At 68.0% G+C, this 14,395-nt stretch carries 13 protein-coding genes; 5 read left to right on the top strand and 8 right to left on the bottom strand.

Annotated elements, in window-relative coordinates:
* Positions 1-1,583: 1-deoxy-D-xylulose-5-phosphate synthase (dxs, locus tag HMPREF1138_RS09055; RefSeq protein ID WP_009058984.1), on the bottom strand; the 1,583-nt coding region annotated here is incomplete at its 3' end.
* Positions 1,584-1,713: 130 nt separating this feature from the next.
* Between dxs and HMPREF1138_RS09050 the strand changes: the two genes are divergently transcribed.
* The gene (locus HMPREF1138_RS09050) at positions 1,714-3,714 is read left to right on the top strand and encodes an alpha/beta hydrolase family protein (protein WP_009058978.1); all 2,001 of its coding nucleotides are present in this window, start codon (positions 1,714-1,716) and stop codon (positions 3,712-3,714) included.
* Complete coding sequence (locus HMPREF1138_RS09045; RefSeq protein WP_009058974.1) at positions 3,711-5,552, top strand: chloride channel protein; 1,842 nt, start codon at positions 3,711-3,713, stop codon at positions 5,550-5,552. The genes HMPREF1138_RS09050 and HMPREF1138_RS09045 overlap by 4 nt, the downstream gene beginning before the upstream one ends.
* Here the strand turns inward: HMPREF1138_RS09045 and HMPREF1138_RS09040 are convergent.
* Both HMPREF1138_RS09040 and HMPREF1138_RS09035 read right to left on the bottom strand, forming a co-directional pair.
* A complete protein-coding gene (locus tag HMPREF1138_RS09040) occupies positions 5,549-6,898 on the bottom strand; it encodes a class I SAM-dependent RNA methyltransferase (RefSeq protein ID WP_009058987.1) in 1,350 nt (449 codons plus the stop codon). The genes HMPREF1138_RS09045 and HMPREF1138_RS09040 overlap by 4 nt on opposite strands.
* A complete protein-coding gene (locus tag HMPREF1138_RS09035) occupies positions 6,895-8,976 on the bottom strand; it encodes an APC family permease (protein WP_009058980.1) in 2,082 nt (693 codons plus the stop codon). Before HMPREF1138_RS09035 ends, HMPREF1138_RS09040 begins: the two co-directional genes overlap by 4 nt.
* 106 nt (positions 8,977-9,082) lie before the next feature.
* Here HMPREF1138_RS09035 and HMPREF1138_RS09030 point away from each other — a divergent pair, with 106 nt between their 5' ends.
* Both HMPREF1138_RS09030 and HMPREF1138_RS09025 read left to right on the top strand, forming a co-directional pair.
* Positions 9,083-9,733, top strand: coding sequence for a potassium channel family protein (locus HMPREF1138_RS09030; protein WP_443110659.1), 651 nt, complete (start codon positions 9,083-9,085; stop codon positions 9,731-9,733).
* A gap of 2 nt (positions 9,734-9,735) precedes the next feature.
* Complete coding sequence (locus tag HMPREF1138_RS09025) at positions 9,736-10,434, top strand: potassium channel family protein (protein ID WP_039937765.1); 699 nt, start codon at positions 9,736-9,738, stop codon at positions 10,432-10,434.
* Here HMPREF1138_RS09025 and HMPREF1138_RS09020 read toward each other — a convergent pair.
* The 4 genes from HMPREF1138_RS09020 to HMPREF1138_RS09005 are packed head-to-tail and all read right to left on the bottom strand — an operon-like array spanning position 10,383 to position 12,377.
* Complete coding sequence (locus HMPREF1138_RS09020; RefSeq protein ID WP_039937762.1) at positions 10,383-11,051, bottom strand: DUF3159 domain-containing protein; 669 nt, start codon at positions 11,049-11,051, stop codon at positions 10,383-10,385. The two genes, HMPREF1138_RS09025 and HMPREF1138_RS09020, sit on opposite strands and share 52 nt — an antisense overlap.
* Positions 11,051-11,431 carry an OB-fold nucleic acid binding domain-containing protein gene (locus HMPREF1138_RS09015; protein ID WP_009058975.1) on the bottom strand — a complete coding sequence of 127 codons (381 nt, stop codon included), beginning with the start codon at positions 11,429-11,431 and terminating at the stop codon, positions 11,051-11,053. Before HMPREF1138_RS09015 ends, HMPREF1138_RS09020 begins: the two co-directional genes overlap by 1 nt.
* Position 11,432: 1 nt before the next feature.
* Positions 11,433-12,065 (bottom strand): DUF3710 domain-containing protein, encoded by a 633-nt coding sequence (locus HMPREF1138_RS09010; protein ID WP_009058976.1) that lies wholly within the window; start codon positions 12,063-12,065, stop codon positions 11,433-11,435.
* 9 nt (positions 12,066-12,074) lie between these two features.
* Complete coding sequence (locus HMPREF1138_RS09005) at positions 12,075-12,377, bottom strand: DUF4193 domain-containing protein (protein ID WP_009058989.1); 303 nt, start codon at positions 12,375-12,377, stop codon at positions 12,075-12,077.
* 165 nt (positions 12,378-12,542) lie between these two features.
* Between HMPREF1138_RS09005 and sepH the strand changes: the two genes are divergently transcribed.
* A complete protein-coding gene (gene sepH / locus HMPREF1138_RS09000; protein ID WP_009058979.1) occupies positions 12,543-13,802 on the top strand; it encodes a septation protein SepH in 1,260 nt (419 codons plus the stop codon).
* A gap of 10 nt (positions 13,803-13,812) precedes the next feature.
* Here the strand turns inward: sepH and HMPREF1138_RS08995 are convergent.
* Positions 13,813-14,395 (bottom strand): alkaline phosphatase family protein (locus HMPREF1138_RS08995; RefSeq protein WP_009058977.1); only part of this gene is annotated, 583 nt, incomplete at its 5' end.

Below are 14,395 nucleotides of genomic sequence, written 5' to 3'. Positions count from 1 at the left end.
CCTGCCTCGATCGCGTCGGGCGCGCAGGCGCCGGTTCCGACGATGAGCACCCGCGGGCTCGAGTCGGCCCCGGCCTCGTCGAGGAGGACGTCCACTCCCCCGACGGTACGCAGCGCGGGCATCGGGTCAGGCAGGGAGCCCTTGCGGTAGCGCAGGACCGTGGGCGCGTCGCTGACGTCGAGGGCGTCGCAAAGCTCGGCGCGCAGTGTGTCTTCGTCGCGAGGCGCGGCCAGCCGAATCCCGGGAATCAGCGAACACATCGCGATGTCCCACACGCCGTTGTGGGAGGCACCGTCCGCGCCCGTAATGCCGGCGCGGTCAAGGACGACGGTAACGCCAGCACGATGCAACGCCACGTCCATGAGCAGCTGATCGAAGGCGCGGTTGAGGAAGGTCGCGTACAGGGCGACGACGGGGTGGGCGCCCTCGTAGGCCATGCCGGCCGCCGACGCGATGGCCTCGGCCTCCGCGATGCCCACGTCGACGACGCGCCCCGGGAAGGCCTCGTGCATGGGACCCAAGCCGACGGGATTCATCATGGCGGCGGTGATGCCCACGATGTCATCGCGTACCCGCGCCTGGGCGCAGATTTCGTCGGCGAACACGCCGGTCCACCCGAAACGTTCGGGGGCGACCGGCAGGCCCGTCTCCGGGTGGATTGGGCCAACGGCGTGGAAGCGGTCCGCGATGTCCTTTTCCGCAGGCTTGTAGCCGCGCCCCTTCTCGGTGATCATGTGGACGATGACAGGCTCTTCGAGCGAACGGGCGCGACGCAGGGCCGTCTCGACCGAGGAGATGTCATGCCCGTTGACGGGACCAATGTACTTGAGGCCGAGGTCCTCGAACATGACCTGCGGCATGAGCGCATCCTTGATGCCCGACTTGAGCCCGTGGAGCGCGTCGTAGGCGGCTCGACCGGGGGTTCCGTGGCTGAGGAGATGCTGCTTGCCCCAGGCGAGGGCCTTCTCGTATCCGGCGGAGGTACGCAGCGCATCCAGGTGGTCCGCGAGACCACCGATAGTCGGAGCGTAGGAGCGGCCGTTGTCATTGACGACGATGACGATGCGACGGTTCTTGGAGGCCGCAATGTTGTTGAGGGCCTCCCAGGCCAGTCCTCCCGTGAGAGCGCCGTCACCGATGACGCCGACCGTCCACGTGCGCTCCCCGCGGCGGTGCTTCTCGCGGGAGATGCCATCCACCCACGCGAGGGAGGACGAGGCGTGGGAGGATTCCACGACATCATGCTCGGACTCGGCGCGCGAGGGGTACCCCGACAGGCCTCCCGGGCTGCGCAGGGACGAGAAGTCCTGACGTCCCGTCAACAGCTTGTGCACGTATGACTGATGCCCCGTGTCAAACACGATCGTGTCCTGTGGGGAGCGGAAGACGCGATGTAGGCCAATCGTCAGCTCCACGACGCCCAGGTTCGGGCCGAGGTGGCCTCCCGTGCGCGACACGTTGTCAATCAGGAAGGCGCGGATCTGCGCCGCCAACTGGTCAAGCTGTCCCCGATCGAGGCGACGCAGCTCACGAGGGGCGGTGCAGCGAGACAACAGGTCACGCGTCGTTGGTGCTCCAGACATGGTTTCTAGTGTAGTTGCCCATCGTCTCACCTACAGATCAAAACGGGAGCATCGGGTCCCGATCCGCGCAGGCCCCATGCGCGAGCATTAAGATAGAGGTATTGGCTCGCCAACCGATCTAGGAGGCACTATGTCCGTCACCGTCGCACCCCACGGCATCTGGAAGTCACCGATCACGGGCGATTCTTTCACTGCCCGCTCCGTCACCCTGTCCCAGGTCCGCGTCGATGGTCCGGACACCTACTGGGTGGAGGGGCATCCGCTGCAAGGTGGCCGTGGCACGCTCCTGCGCCGCCGGAGCACCGGTGAGACGGGCGAAGTCCTCCCGCTGATCGACGGCACCCGACTGCCCGACATCGGCACCCGCGTCCACGAGTACGGCGGCAAGGCCTACGCGGTTCACCACGGTCTCATCGTGTTCTCCGATCGCACGGACGGCCGCGTCTACGCTTTCGACACCTCGGACGCGCGCCGGGGCGTTCGTCCGCTGACGCCCCTGTCGAAGGTGCGTTACGGAGACTTCTGGATCGCTGACGTGCGCGACCTCGTCTACGCGGTCGCCGAGGATCATTCGGGCGAGGGCGAGCCCGTGAACTCGATCGTCGCGATCCCGCTGGACGGCTCCGCGGCTCGCGACAACGACGCGGTCATCCCCGTCTTTGGCGGCACCGACTTCGCGCAGGCCCCCACGGTCTCCCCCGACGGCACGAAGCTGGCGTGGCTCTCGTGGAACCACCCGAATATGCCGTGGACCTATTCGCAACTGCACGTCGCATCCCTGACCTTCGAGGGCCGCATCGACCGGGAGGTCGTCCTGGTCGACCAGCCGGGCGTGTGCGTCTACGAGCCTCGCTGGACCCTCGACGGAGAGCTCATCCACGTGGATGACTCCTCCGGCTGGGCAAACCTGTACCGCACCCAGGGCTTCACGTGGAATGAGGACGAGGATCCGAACGCGTGGACGTCGCGCCTGCGTACCCGCGCCCTGCACCCGGGCACGCGCGCGTTCTCGCACCCGCACTGGCACCTCGGCCTGCACTCCTACGACAACTTCGACAATGACTACCTCGTGTGTTCGTGGGCCGAGGACCAGGTCTGGCACATCGGCACCGTCCGCATTGACAACGGCTTGACCGAAGAGTGGGCGACCGGCTGGTGGCCCATCGGCAACGTGGCGGCCGCCGACGGCCGCGTCGTTTTCCTGGCCGACTCCGCCACGCACACCCCGGCGATCATCGAGGTGTCGCGCGGCAAGACGAAGGTTCTGCGTCCGTCGTCGGAGGCCGAGGTCCCCACAGCCCTCGTGTCCACTGCCGAGATGATCACGTGGAAGACGCAGGACGGGGAGGATGCCCACGGCTTCTACTACGCTCCCGTCAACCCGGACTATGAGGCTCCCGAGGGCGAGCTGCCCCCGCTCATCGTCAACGTGCACGGCGGCCCGACCGAGGCCGCGCGCCCCGGCCTGCAGGTTCCCTTCCAGTACTGGACCAGCCGCGGCTTCGCCGTGCTGGACGTGAACTTCCGCGGTTCCACGTCCTTTGGCCGCGCCTATCGCGAGCGCCTCAACGGCAACTGGGGCGTCATGGACGTCCAGGACTGCGTCGACGGCGCCCGGTACCTCATCGACCTGGGCCGCGTCGATCAGGCGCGCGTCGCGATCCGAGGCCGTTCCTCCGGCGGATTCACCGTGCTCAACGCGCTTGCATCCTCCGACATTTTCACGGCGGGCGCGTCGTTCTCCGGTATCGCAGACCTGGCGAAGCTGGCAGAAACCAGCCACAAGTTCGAGTCTCACTACGACGGCATCTTGCTGGGCACCGACGACCCGTCCGACCCGGTGTGGGCGCAGCGTTCGCCCGTCAACCGAGTCGCCGATATCAAGGCTCCACTCATGCTCCTGCAGGGCACCGACGACCCGGTGGTGCCCGTCGAGCAGGCGAAGGAAATGTACGAGGCCCTGCGTGCCGCGGGGAACGCGGTCGCCCTGAAGCTCTACGAGGGCGAGGGACACGGATTCCGGTCGGCTCAGAACATCAAGGACGCCTTGCTCTCGGAGCTGTCCTTCTACCGCACCGTGTGGGGCATCGCCACCGATACCCCCATTCACGTAGAGATCGCGAACCTGTGAGCCCCACCGATCAGTCCCCGCGGTCCGAGCGCTCGGCTGCGGGGACGCGCGTTCGCGTCGGCCACGCCCTCGCCTCCCATCGTTCCCTGCTCGGCGTCGCCGCCGCACTCGTTGGCGCTATCGTCGGCGCTGCGGCGGTGCTCTTTAACCTGGCGATCCGCGCATGGACGTGGGTGTCGACGGGCTTCGAGGAGTACACGACGCACATTGGGGCCTCGCATGGGCTGTGGGGGTGGGCGCCGTGGCTGTTCCTGCTCCTCTCTCCCGCCGTCGCGGGCCTCCTGTACGGTCCGCTCATCCAGCGCTTCGCCCCCTCGGCAAAGGGGCACGGCATTCCCGAGGTCATGCTCGCGGTGCGCCGCAAAGGCGGGCGCATCCCGGGGCGCGTCGCGGTCGTGAAGATCCTGGCCTCGGCCCTGACGATCGGCTCGGGCGGGTCGGCCGGACGCGAGGGACCGATCGTCCAGGTGGGGGCCTCCCTGGGCTCCACCATCGCCTCGTGGCTGCACATGCCCGTCTCCCGCGTCGTCCTATTGGCCTCGTGCGGGTCCGCGGCGGGCATCGCGGCGACTTTCCATGCGCCGCTCGCGGGCGCTGTCTTCGCCCTGGAGGTCATCCTCGTGGAGTTCACGGCCGAGACCTTCGGCTTCGTCGTGCTCTCCGCCGTGACATCCTCGATCGTGGCGCGCCTCCTACAGGGAGACGAGATGGTCGTGCGCGTCGCCGACAACCTGACCTTCGCGTCGATGTCGGACATGTGGTGGGTGGCCCTCCTCGGCCTCGTCGCCGGGCTGTGCGGCCTCGGCTTTTCGAAGCTCCTCTACGCCTGCGAGGACGCGATCGACTGGCTGTGGGCGCACACGCACCTGCCCGAGTGGGCGCGCCCGGGCGTCCTCGGCCTCGTCCTCGGCGGGGGCCTCGTCGCGTTCCCCTACATGTTCGGGTCGGGTTATCCGCTGGAGGAGCAGGCCATCGCGGGTAGCTACTCGATCGCATTCCTCCTCGCCCTGATGGTGGGGCGCGCCGTATTCACGTCCTTCACGATCGGCATGGGTGGCTCGGGCGGAGTCTTCGCGCCCACGCTGTTCATCGGCGCGATGGCGGGAGCCGCCTTCGGGGACGTCATCTCCCCCCTGTCGGGCTCTCCCGTCGGCGTCTTCGCCGTGGTGGGCATGGGCGCAGCGTTCGCGGGTGCCGCGCGTGCTCCCATGACGGCGGTCCTGATCATCGTGGAAATGACCGGCCAGTTCTCGTTGATCCTTCCGATGATGCTCGCGGTCGTCATCGCAACCGGCGCCTCACGTTTCCTCACGCGCGCGACCATCTACACGGAGAAGCTGCGCCGCCGCGGGGACGTCCTCGACGACCCGGTCGAGGGAACGCTCCTCGGCACGCGCGCGGCATCCGAGTGGATGACGGAGGCTCCCGAGACGCTCGCGTGCCAGGCGAGCGCCGCGTCCGCGATCACAGCCCTGCGTCGCACGAAGGAGACGGTGCTGCCCGTCGTAAACGAGGAGCGACGCTACGTCGGTCTCGTGTCCTCGCTGCGCCTGGCCGAGCTCACGCAGGAGGACGGCTCCCTCGACGCTCCCCTGTCGGATCTGCCGCTCATCGACGAGGCCGTGGCCGCCTCCGCTCCCCCGTCCGAGGTTCTCTCGGCGCTGCGGCGTACCGGCTTGCAGTCTCTGCCGGTCGTGGACGTTGATCGACGAGTCGTTGGCTGGGTGTCCGAGCGCGACCTGGTGAATCGCATGTACCGCGATCAGCGCCGCGCGATCGAGGCACGCACACAGACGTCGTGGGGTTCGCGCATGCAGGAGCGCAGAAGGAGCCGCTAGCGGCTCAGAACAGAGACCGTCTCCACGTGGTGAGTGTGCGGGAAGAGGTCCCACGCCTGCAGCGATTCGAGCTCGTATCCGGCCTCGGTCAGGGTGCGCAGGTCGCGCGCGCCGGCGGCCGGGTCGCAGGACACCAGGACGACGCGTGGGGTACCCGTGGCGGCGATCGCCTCGCACACCTGCGCGCCGGCTCCGGCGCGCGGCGGATCGGCCACGACGACGTCCGGCACGGCTCTCAGCTGCCCGGACAGGTCGACGACACCCTCGCGGTCGACGTTTCCGGCGAAGGCATCCACCCAGTCGAAGGCTGCGACGTTCTCGCCGGCGTCACGCACGGCGCCCTCGTCCCCCTCGAGCGTCACGATGCGCCCCGACTCCCCAACGGCGCGTGCGAGCGGTACGGAAAATAGGCCCGCGCCGGAGTACAGCTCCATGACAGCGCGGCCGACCCCGGCCTCGTCCGGGCCGAACGCAGCAGCCAGCACAGCGTTCGCGAGCACCTCGGCGCCGCGCACGTGTGTCTGCCAGAAACCGGAGGGACGCACGTGGTACGACTCCACGCCGACGCCCACGGGGACATCCCAGCGCAACACGTCGGCGTCGATGCGCACGCCGTCCGCGGTGTACGTGTCCTCGCCGATCAGGACAACGGGATCGCCGCCGGAAGGGGCAACCGCACGCACGCGATCCCCAGGCTTCCACAGGCAACGCCACGGCGTGTCCTCGTCGAACAGGCCGAGCTCACGGATCGCGGGAACGGCCAGTGGCATGTCGTCCAGCGCGATGACGCGGCGGCCGCGGAACTCATGCATGCCGGCGCGCCCATCCGCGTCGATGACCACGTCGATGCGCGAGCGGCGGCCGGTCAGTGCGTCGCTCGGATCCTCGTCTCCCGGCGCGGGAGCGACACGCACTCCCCCGAGGGCGTCCACGGCCTCGGCCAGGGCCTCGCCGCCCACGCGGCGCAGCTGCCCGGCGATCACGCGGGACTTCCAGTCGCGTTGGGCGGCCGGGGTCAGGTGCGCGAGCTCGCCACCGCCGACACCGCCGGGACCCGCCTGGGGCCAGACGGACTCGACGCGATTCGCGGACGCGGACACGACTTCAACGGCGTCCGCCCACGCGAGCTTCTTCTGGACGGCGCTCACCCGCGCGCGGACGACCTCCCCGGGGGCGGTGTGACGCACGAAGACGACGCGGCCACTGTCGTCGCGGGCCACACACGCTCCACCGTGGGCGGGCTCCCCGACGCTCAGCTCGAGGATCTCGCCGATCCCCTCGCGCGAGCGCCCGGAGTCGGGACGCCGACGAGGAGAGGGACGACGGCGGGACGGGCGCGGACTCATGAGACCTCCTCATCGGTGGTCTCGCCCGGCGACTTGGCGGGCGCTTGCGGGCGGGAGGCAGACTCCGGCGAGGCGGCCGCGGACCCGACGCGCAGGAACGGGTCGTTAACGCGCTGACGTCCTTCGACGACATCATCCTCGCCGAGCTGCCAGGGCACGATCGTGATGACGACGCCGGGCACATCGAGCAGAGCGGCACGCAGACGCAGGGCAGACTGGTTGTGGACGAAATTTTCCCACCAGTGGGTGACGAGGAACTGCGGCATGTAGATGACGAGCATCTCGGTGGGCATCGCGCGGCGCCTGCCCCGCACGTACTGCAGGATCACGGAGGAGATGTCACGGTAGGGGGCTGACAGCAGGGTGAGAGGCACCGGAACGCCCGACGCCCTCCACTGGCGCAGGATCTTGTTCTCCTCCTCATCGTCGGCGACCACCGACACGAGCTCGATCGAGGTGGGCGAAGAGGCGCGCGCCGCCGCGATCGCGCGCATCGCGGCACGCGAGAGCGAGGACACCAGGACGAGGGCGCGCACGCGGGTCGGCAGCGCGCGCCGAGCGTGCCAGTCGTCGACACGCAGCTGGTTGCTGATCGTCTCGTAGTGGCGGTGGATGGAGATCTGGAGGCCGAATGCGACCGCGATCATGAGCAGCGTGATCCACGCGCCGTGCGTGAGCTTGGTGGCCAGCACGATGACGAGGACCGCGCCGGTCATCATGAAACCCACGATGTTGACGGCGCGCGAGCGCAGCACCGCCATACGTTCCTGGCCGGACTGACGGGTGCGCAGCTGCCTGTTCCAGTGCTTAATCATGCCCAGCTGCGAGAGCGTGAAGGAGATGAAGACGCCCACGACGTACAGCTGGATGAGTCGGGTGGTCTCGGCATGGAATCCGACGATCAGCGCGATGGCGGCGAGCGTGAGGACCACGATGCCGTTGGAGTAGGAGAGGCGGTCGCCGCGGCGCACCATCTGGTGGGGCAAGAAGGAGTCGCGCGAGAGGACCGAGGCCAGGGTCGGGAAGCCGTTGAAGGCGGTGTTTCCGGCCAGCACCAGGATGAAGCCCGTGACGACTGTAATGAGGATGAAGAGGATGGAACCATGGCCGAAGACGGCCGAGGCGATCTGGGAGATCGCCGGGTCGATGGGTGTCTTGTCGGGGACCGGCGCGCCGTCGAGGGTCAGCTGCGTAGCAGGGTCCTCCACGATCTTGACGCCCGTGGCGCGCGCGAGGAAGAGGATCGAGATCATCATGGCGGCGGCGATCCCGCCCAGCATGGCCAGGGTCGTCGCGGCGTTGCGTGACTTGGGTCGGCGGAACATCGGGACGCCGTTTGAGATGGCCTCGACGCCCGTGAGGGCGGCGCAGCCCGAGGAGAAGGCACGCATGAGCAGGAAAGCACCCGCCAGCCCCGCCAGCCCGTCCGCGTGCCCGGGGGCGGCGACGAGGTCATAGGCGGCCGTCGGCGCGGAGCCAAGGTGTCCCGTCGCGAGCTTCGCGAAGCCAACGACGACCATCAGGCCGATAGAGAACATGTAGACGTAGGTAGGTACCGCAAAGGCGCTGCCGGCCTCGCGCGTGCCGCGCAGGTTGAGTGTCGCCAGGATGACGACGAGGCCCACGGCGATAGGCACCTCGTAGCCCTCCAGCGCGGGCACGGCAGTCGTGATGTAGCTGGCGCCCGAGGAGATGGACACGGCGACGGTCAGGATGTAGTCGACCAACAGGGCCGAGGCCACGAGGAGCCCCCAGGAACGGCCGAGATTCTTCGTCACGACCTCGTAGTCACCGCCACCCGAGGGGTATGCGTGAACGGTCTGGCGGTAGGAGGCGACCACGACGGCCAGCACGAGTGCCACGACAACGCCCACCCAGATGGACTGCATGGCGGCCATTGTGCCAGCGAGCGCCAGCGTCAGGAGGACCTCGTCGGGTGCGTAGGCGACCGACGACAGGGCGTCCGAGGCAAAAATCGGAAGGGCGATGCGTTTGGGAAGAAGCTGGTGGCCCATCGCGTCCGATCGCATCGGGCGTCCGATGAGCACGCGCTTCGCGTAGGCCAACAAGTTCGTCACGAATAACAAGCGTAGTCCACCGCGCCCACGTTGGGGGACAGCGCAAGACCACGCGTGGATATTCGGCCCCGAGAGGGGTACTTTGGTGCTCGTGCACTTTGTGATCATGGGTTGCGGGCGCGTCGGCGCCCGCCTGGCATCAACGCTCGACGCGGCAGGTCATTCCGTGGCCATTATTGACCAGGATTCCAAGGCCTTTTCGCGCCTATCCCCCGATTTTTCCGGCCGCAGGGTCACGGGGGTCGGCATGGACAGGGACTGCCTGCGTCAAGCCAACATCAAAGACGCGTACGCCTTCGCGGCGGTGTCCTCGGGTGATAACTCGAACATTATTGCCGCGCGCGTCGCACGTGAGGTTTTTCACGTCGAACACGTGGTGGCACGCATCTACGACCCCACGCGGGCCTACCTGTACGAGCGCCTGGGCATCCCCACGGTGGCCTCCGTCCAGCGCACCGCCGATTCCGTGCTGCGCCGGATGCTCCCGCCTGATGCCTCGCTCATCTGGTCCCACCCGACCGGCGCGGTGAGCCTCGTCAACGCGACACCCTCCCCCGCCTGGTACGGCTTAAGTTTCCAAGTCGTCGAGGATCTGACCGGCTGCCGGATCATTTTCACCTCGCGCCTGGGGTCGATCCGCACGGCGGCGCCCGACTTCGTCGTCCAAGAGCATGACCAACTGTATTTCGCGATCAACGGGACGGACACGACGGGCCTACGTGACCAGCTCGCCAACCCGCCAAAGATGGAGGAATGAGCATGAAGATCGTCATCGCTGGAGCCGGGTCGGTGGGCCGTAGCGTCGCCCTGGAGCTCCTCGCCCACGACCACGACATCACACTGATCGACAACATGCCCGAGAAGCTGCGCATCTCCTCCGTGGCGGACGCGGACTGGGTGTTGGCCGACGCCTGCTCGCCCGACGCCCTGCGCGACGCGGGCGTTGAGGACGCGGACGTTGTCGTCGCTGCCACCGGGGATGACAAGGCGAACCTGGTGATTTCTCTCCTGGCTAAGACCGAGTTCGCGGTTCCCCGTGTGGTCGCGCGCCTGAATAACCCGAAGAACGAATGGCTCTTCGATCAGGCGTGGGGCGTGGACGTGTCGGTGTCGACTCCGCGTATCATGACGGCGCTCGTCGAGGAAGCGGTCTCGGTCGGCGTTCCCGTGCGCCTCTTCTCCTTCAACACGGCTGCCGTCTCGATGCACGCGCTCATCCTGCCCGAGGATTCCCCCGTCGTCGGCAGGCGCGTGCAGTCCCTGGAGCTTCCGCCCAGCTCTGTGCTGGCAGCTCTCCTGCGTGACGGGCGACCCCTCACTCCCAGCGCGGATGACGTCTTCGAGGCCTCCGACGAGCTGCTGCTCCTGGTTCCCGACGCGAACGGCGCGGACCTCGACCAGCTACGTCAGGCGGTCGCTTCCCCCTCCTCGGAGGAATCAGAGGAAGACGAGGAGTAGGCGCGCAGGCCCCACCAGGTGGCCCAGGCGCCGAGCGCGAAGAGCGGCAGCCCCAGGGCGAGTTTGGCGACGCCGAGCTCAGCGACCGCGCCGGCGGCCCACAGGGGTGCCTGGACGGCCACGCGCACACCGAAGAGCCCCGCCCACATCCACGTGAGCGCATTGCAGCGGCGGCGCAGGGAGCGCTGGGAGGCGTCCGCCCGCCAGCCAGTGGGCAGGCCCGTTGCCATCGCGTAGAAGAATCCGACCAGGCTGCGGCGCGCGAGGACCGAGACCGCGAAGGCCGCCGACATGGCGACGTTGGTAGCGATGCCCCACGCGAAGTAGTTTTCTCCGCGTCCAGTCGCGGCGGCGACAACAACTCCAACGGCGACACCGAAGAAACCCGAGAGGGCCTGCTGGACGCCCTGACGCTGAATCAGGCGGATGAGGCAGGCGATGAGGGCGACCGCCAAGGCAGCCACGAGCGTCGGCACGAGCGCGTGCGTGAGGACGTAGACGACGACGAACACCAGGCCGGGTGCGCTGGCTTCGATGACACCGCGCGTGCCGCCTAATGCCTGCGACCAGGAGAACTCCTGTGAGGTCGCCTGGCTCATCCATCGCGGAGTCGGCATCAGCCCTCCCCCGCGATGACGCGGTAGAGCGGGTTGATGATGACCAGGCGTTCCCCGACGTGGCCGACGGTCCCCTCAACCTCGAGGCGCTGTCCGACGCTGAGCCCCGGAATGGAGGAGCGGCCGGGCCAGCGCAACTCGAGGGTGTCGGTGCCGTCGTAGAGGGTTGCGACGAGGACGCGTTGGGCGCCGTCCTCGGGCGGGTAGGTCATGCCCAGGAGAGTGCCGAAGACCAGCGCATGGCTGCGATCCGTCACGTCGCGAATGGGGGTAACACCGCGGGCGGCACGCGCCGAGTCCTCGTCGAGGGCAGCGTCCAGGGAGCGAGCGTCTTTGTCGAGGCCGAGCGCAGCGCCGACACGAGAGATCCACGAGGACATGTCAGGCTTCCTGAGCACCCGCGGGCAGACGGACGGGCAGGAGCTCGAGACGGGTCCTCGGATGCTCGTCGCGGCGAACGACGATGCGGTCGATGACCTTCTCGATCTCGAGGCCGGCATCGGCATCGGCGGCCGCGGGGCCGATGATGTCGATGCGGGCGAACCAGCGATCGCCCTCGCGGCCCAGGATGCGCATGCGCGAGGTCGCGGAGCGACCGTCGGGCATCGTCATGGGCATGTCGACGAGGAGCTCGTTGCCGTAGCGGGTGCGAATGTCGGCGACCTTGGCGCCCTGCTTCTCGAAGCCGGAGCGGATCTCGTCGCGCAGCTCGTCCCACACACCGCCCGAGCGCGGTGCGGCGGCGACGCTCATCTGGATGCCGGAGTTTCCGAGCACGACGAGGATCTGCAGCACCGTGGTACCGTCGTCGGCGACTTGGGTGCGCAGCTGCATACCCGGCCTGGCAGGGAACAGGATGGCTCCCATATCGACGTAGCCTTCGGAGGTGTCCACGTCCCCGTAGTTACGAGGCCCGGGTTCGCTCCAGATGTCGGCGTCTTCGTCGCTGAGGCGAGGCAGCGCCTCGACCTCATCGATCTCGTCGTCGTGTGTCTTCTTTTTTCGTCCGAACATTCCTCTACCTTACATCGCGCACTCGGTGCACACGGGATTGCCGTTGGCATCCAGGTGGTCGAGCTGCGAGGCATGGTGGACGAGGAAGCACTGTGAGCACGTGAACTCGTCGTCCTGACGGGGAACGACGTGGACGGTGAGCTCTTCCTTTGACAGGTCGGCGCCGGGCAGTTCGAAATTCTCGGCAGCCTCGTTCTCGTCTTCTTCGATCTCGGCCGAGCCGGCATCGTTGCGACGGGACTTCAGCTCCTCGATCGAGTCCTCAGAGACTTCGTCCTCATTCTTGCGCGGCGCATCGTAATCGGTTGCCATGGTTCTCCCCTTTCGCCCTCGAGCATTGTTGCACGAGTGGTCCATGCGCAGGGAGGATAACACTTGTTGGCGTCATGTGCCATCGTATGTGTGACACGCGCACTGCTACGCGACATTGACAGCATAATTTGAGACGATTCCACCTAGACGTATGAGGAGGAAGTGATGATTGAGCTCGAATTGCTCGGGACCAGCGCCGATGGCGAATCCCTGGTGCTCACTGACGCCCAGGGTGAACGCTACTCTGTGTTGATCTCGGACGAGCTCCGTGGCGCGACGCGCCGCGACAAGCCCCGCGTTGAGGTCGCTCCGTCGCGCCCGACGCTGGCTCCTCGCGACATCCAGGCTTTGCTTCGCGCGGGCGCGACCCCGCAGGAGATCGCGACCGAGCATGGGATGGACGTGCGCGCTGTCGAGCGTTTCGAAGCCCCCGTGCAGGCAGAGAAGGACTATGCGCTCACGCGCGCACGCGCGGTGCGTATCGGGGAGGGTGGGCCCACGATGGGCGACCTGGTCCTGGATCGTCTCGCGGCACGCGGCGTCGACCCCTCTTCTCTGGAGTGGGCGGCCACGCGCGAGGCCGGCGAGCCCTGGCAGATCATCGTGACCTTCGTGCAGGGCGCGGCCGAGCATGGCGCGCATTGGCACCTGTCGAGTTCGGGCACCCTCGAGGCCATCGATCAGGAGGCGCAGTGGTTGACCGAGCAGATCTCGGCCTCTCCGACCGCCTCCATCTTCACTCCCCTCACGCGCCCCGCGCCCGCGCCTGATCCGGACGAGGAGGACCTGCGTACCCGCGAGGCTCTCGTCGATCAGCTCAATGCGGCGCGCGGTAAGCGCCAGCAGATCGAGATCGACCTGGGCGACGACGTGGACGAGGAGGCCGAGTACCTGGCGGCCATCGCCGAGGAAGAAGGGACACAGGACCCCGAGCCCGAGCCGTCGACCGGCCCGATTTCGGCGCGAATCTACTCGCTGGCCTCCGCCCGCACCAAGGTTGATCCCGCCGAACAGGAGGATGTCCTCTTCTCGGCGGCTCCCGAACTGCCCGCCCCGCGCCCCACCATGACGGGGGCGATCCCGGTGACCCAGCGTGGGGCACGCGAGGGCGCCCAGACCTCGCCGCACGCTCTGCCGTGGCTCTCCGAGGCTCCCTCCCCCACAGAGGGAAGCGACGCCTCGGGTCAGACGGACGAGCAGGAGACACCCGCGATTCCGATGAAGGTCGTGACCACCGATGGCGATGAGGCTGCTTCCGCCACGACCGGTGCCGTGCCCGCAACAACCGGTTCCGTGTCCACCGCGACGGGCTCGGTGCCCGCCCAGGGGCCGACGGGATCGCGCCTGGCGCGCAACGCGGCATCGAAGAAGGGCCGCCGTTCGGTGCCCAGCTGGGATGAGATTCTCTTCGGCTCGAAGCCGTAAATCAGCGCCCCTAGGAGAGGGTGACGACGGGGATACGCATCTCTGTCGAGGTCACCGACCCGTGAATACCCGGCATCGCAATAGCCGACGCGCTCTGCGTGCGCGAATCGACGACGCCGCCGCGCCCGCGTGAGAGCACCAGCAGGTCCCCGATGATGGACGCGCCGCTGCCTTCACCGATGAGGGCGGGCATCTGGGAGCGCGACACGATCCACGCGCTCTCCCCCAGGGCCTCGCGCCAGCGTGCCTCCACTTCCGAGGCGCAACCTTCCTGCGCGTGCACGTGGGCCGCTCGCGTCTCTCCGGCCACGATCCTCACGCCCTCGCGCAGGGCGGGCGTCGCGGCCACGTCGACGATCGAGTCGCGCTCCACGTTAATCATGCCGTGATCGGCCGTCAGAACCGTTCGCACGCCGCCAGGGAGGCCGCGCAGCAGGGTGGACAGGCCCGCGTCAAATTGCTCGACCTGCCCGATCCACGCGTCCGAGGCGACGCCGTGGGAGTGGCCGGAATGGTCGATCTCGGACCAGTAGAGGTAGACGACGGGCGTGCCCGCGCGCAGCTCGCGCAGGGCCGCGCTCACGCGCTGCTCG

The organism is Actinomyces sp. ICM58, assembly GCF_000283035.1.
Lineage (GTDB): Bacteria > Actinomycetota > Actinomycetes > Actinomycetales > Actinomycetaceae > Pauljensenia.
The sequence above is the reverse complement of the archived record's forward strand: the minus strand, read 5'-3'. Positions and strand labels throughout refer to the sequence as shown.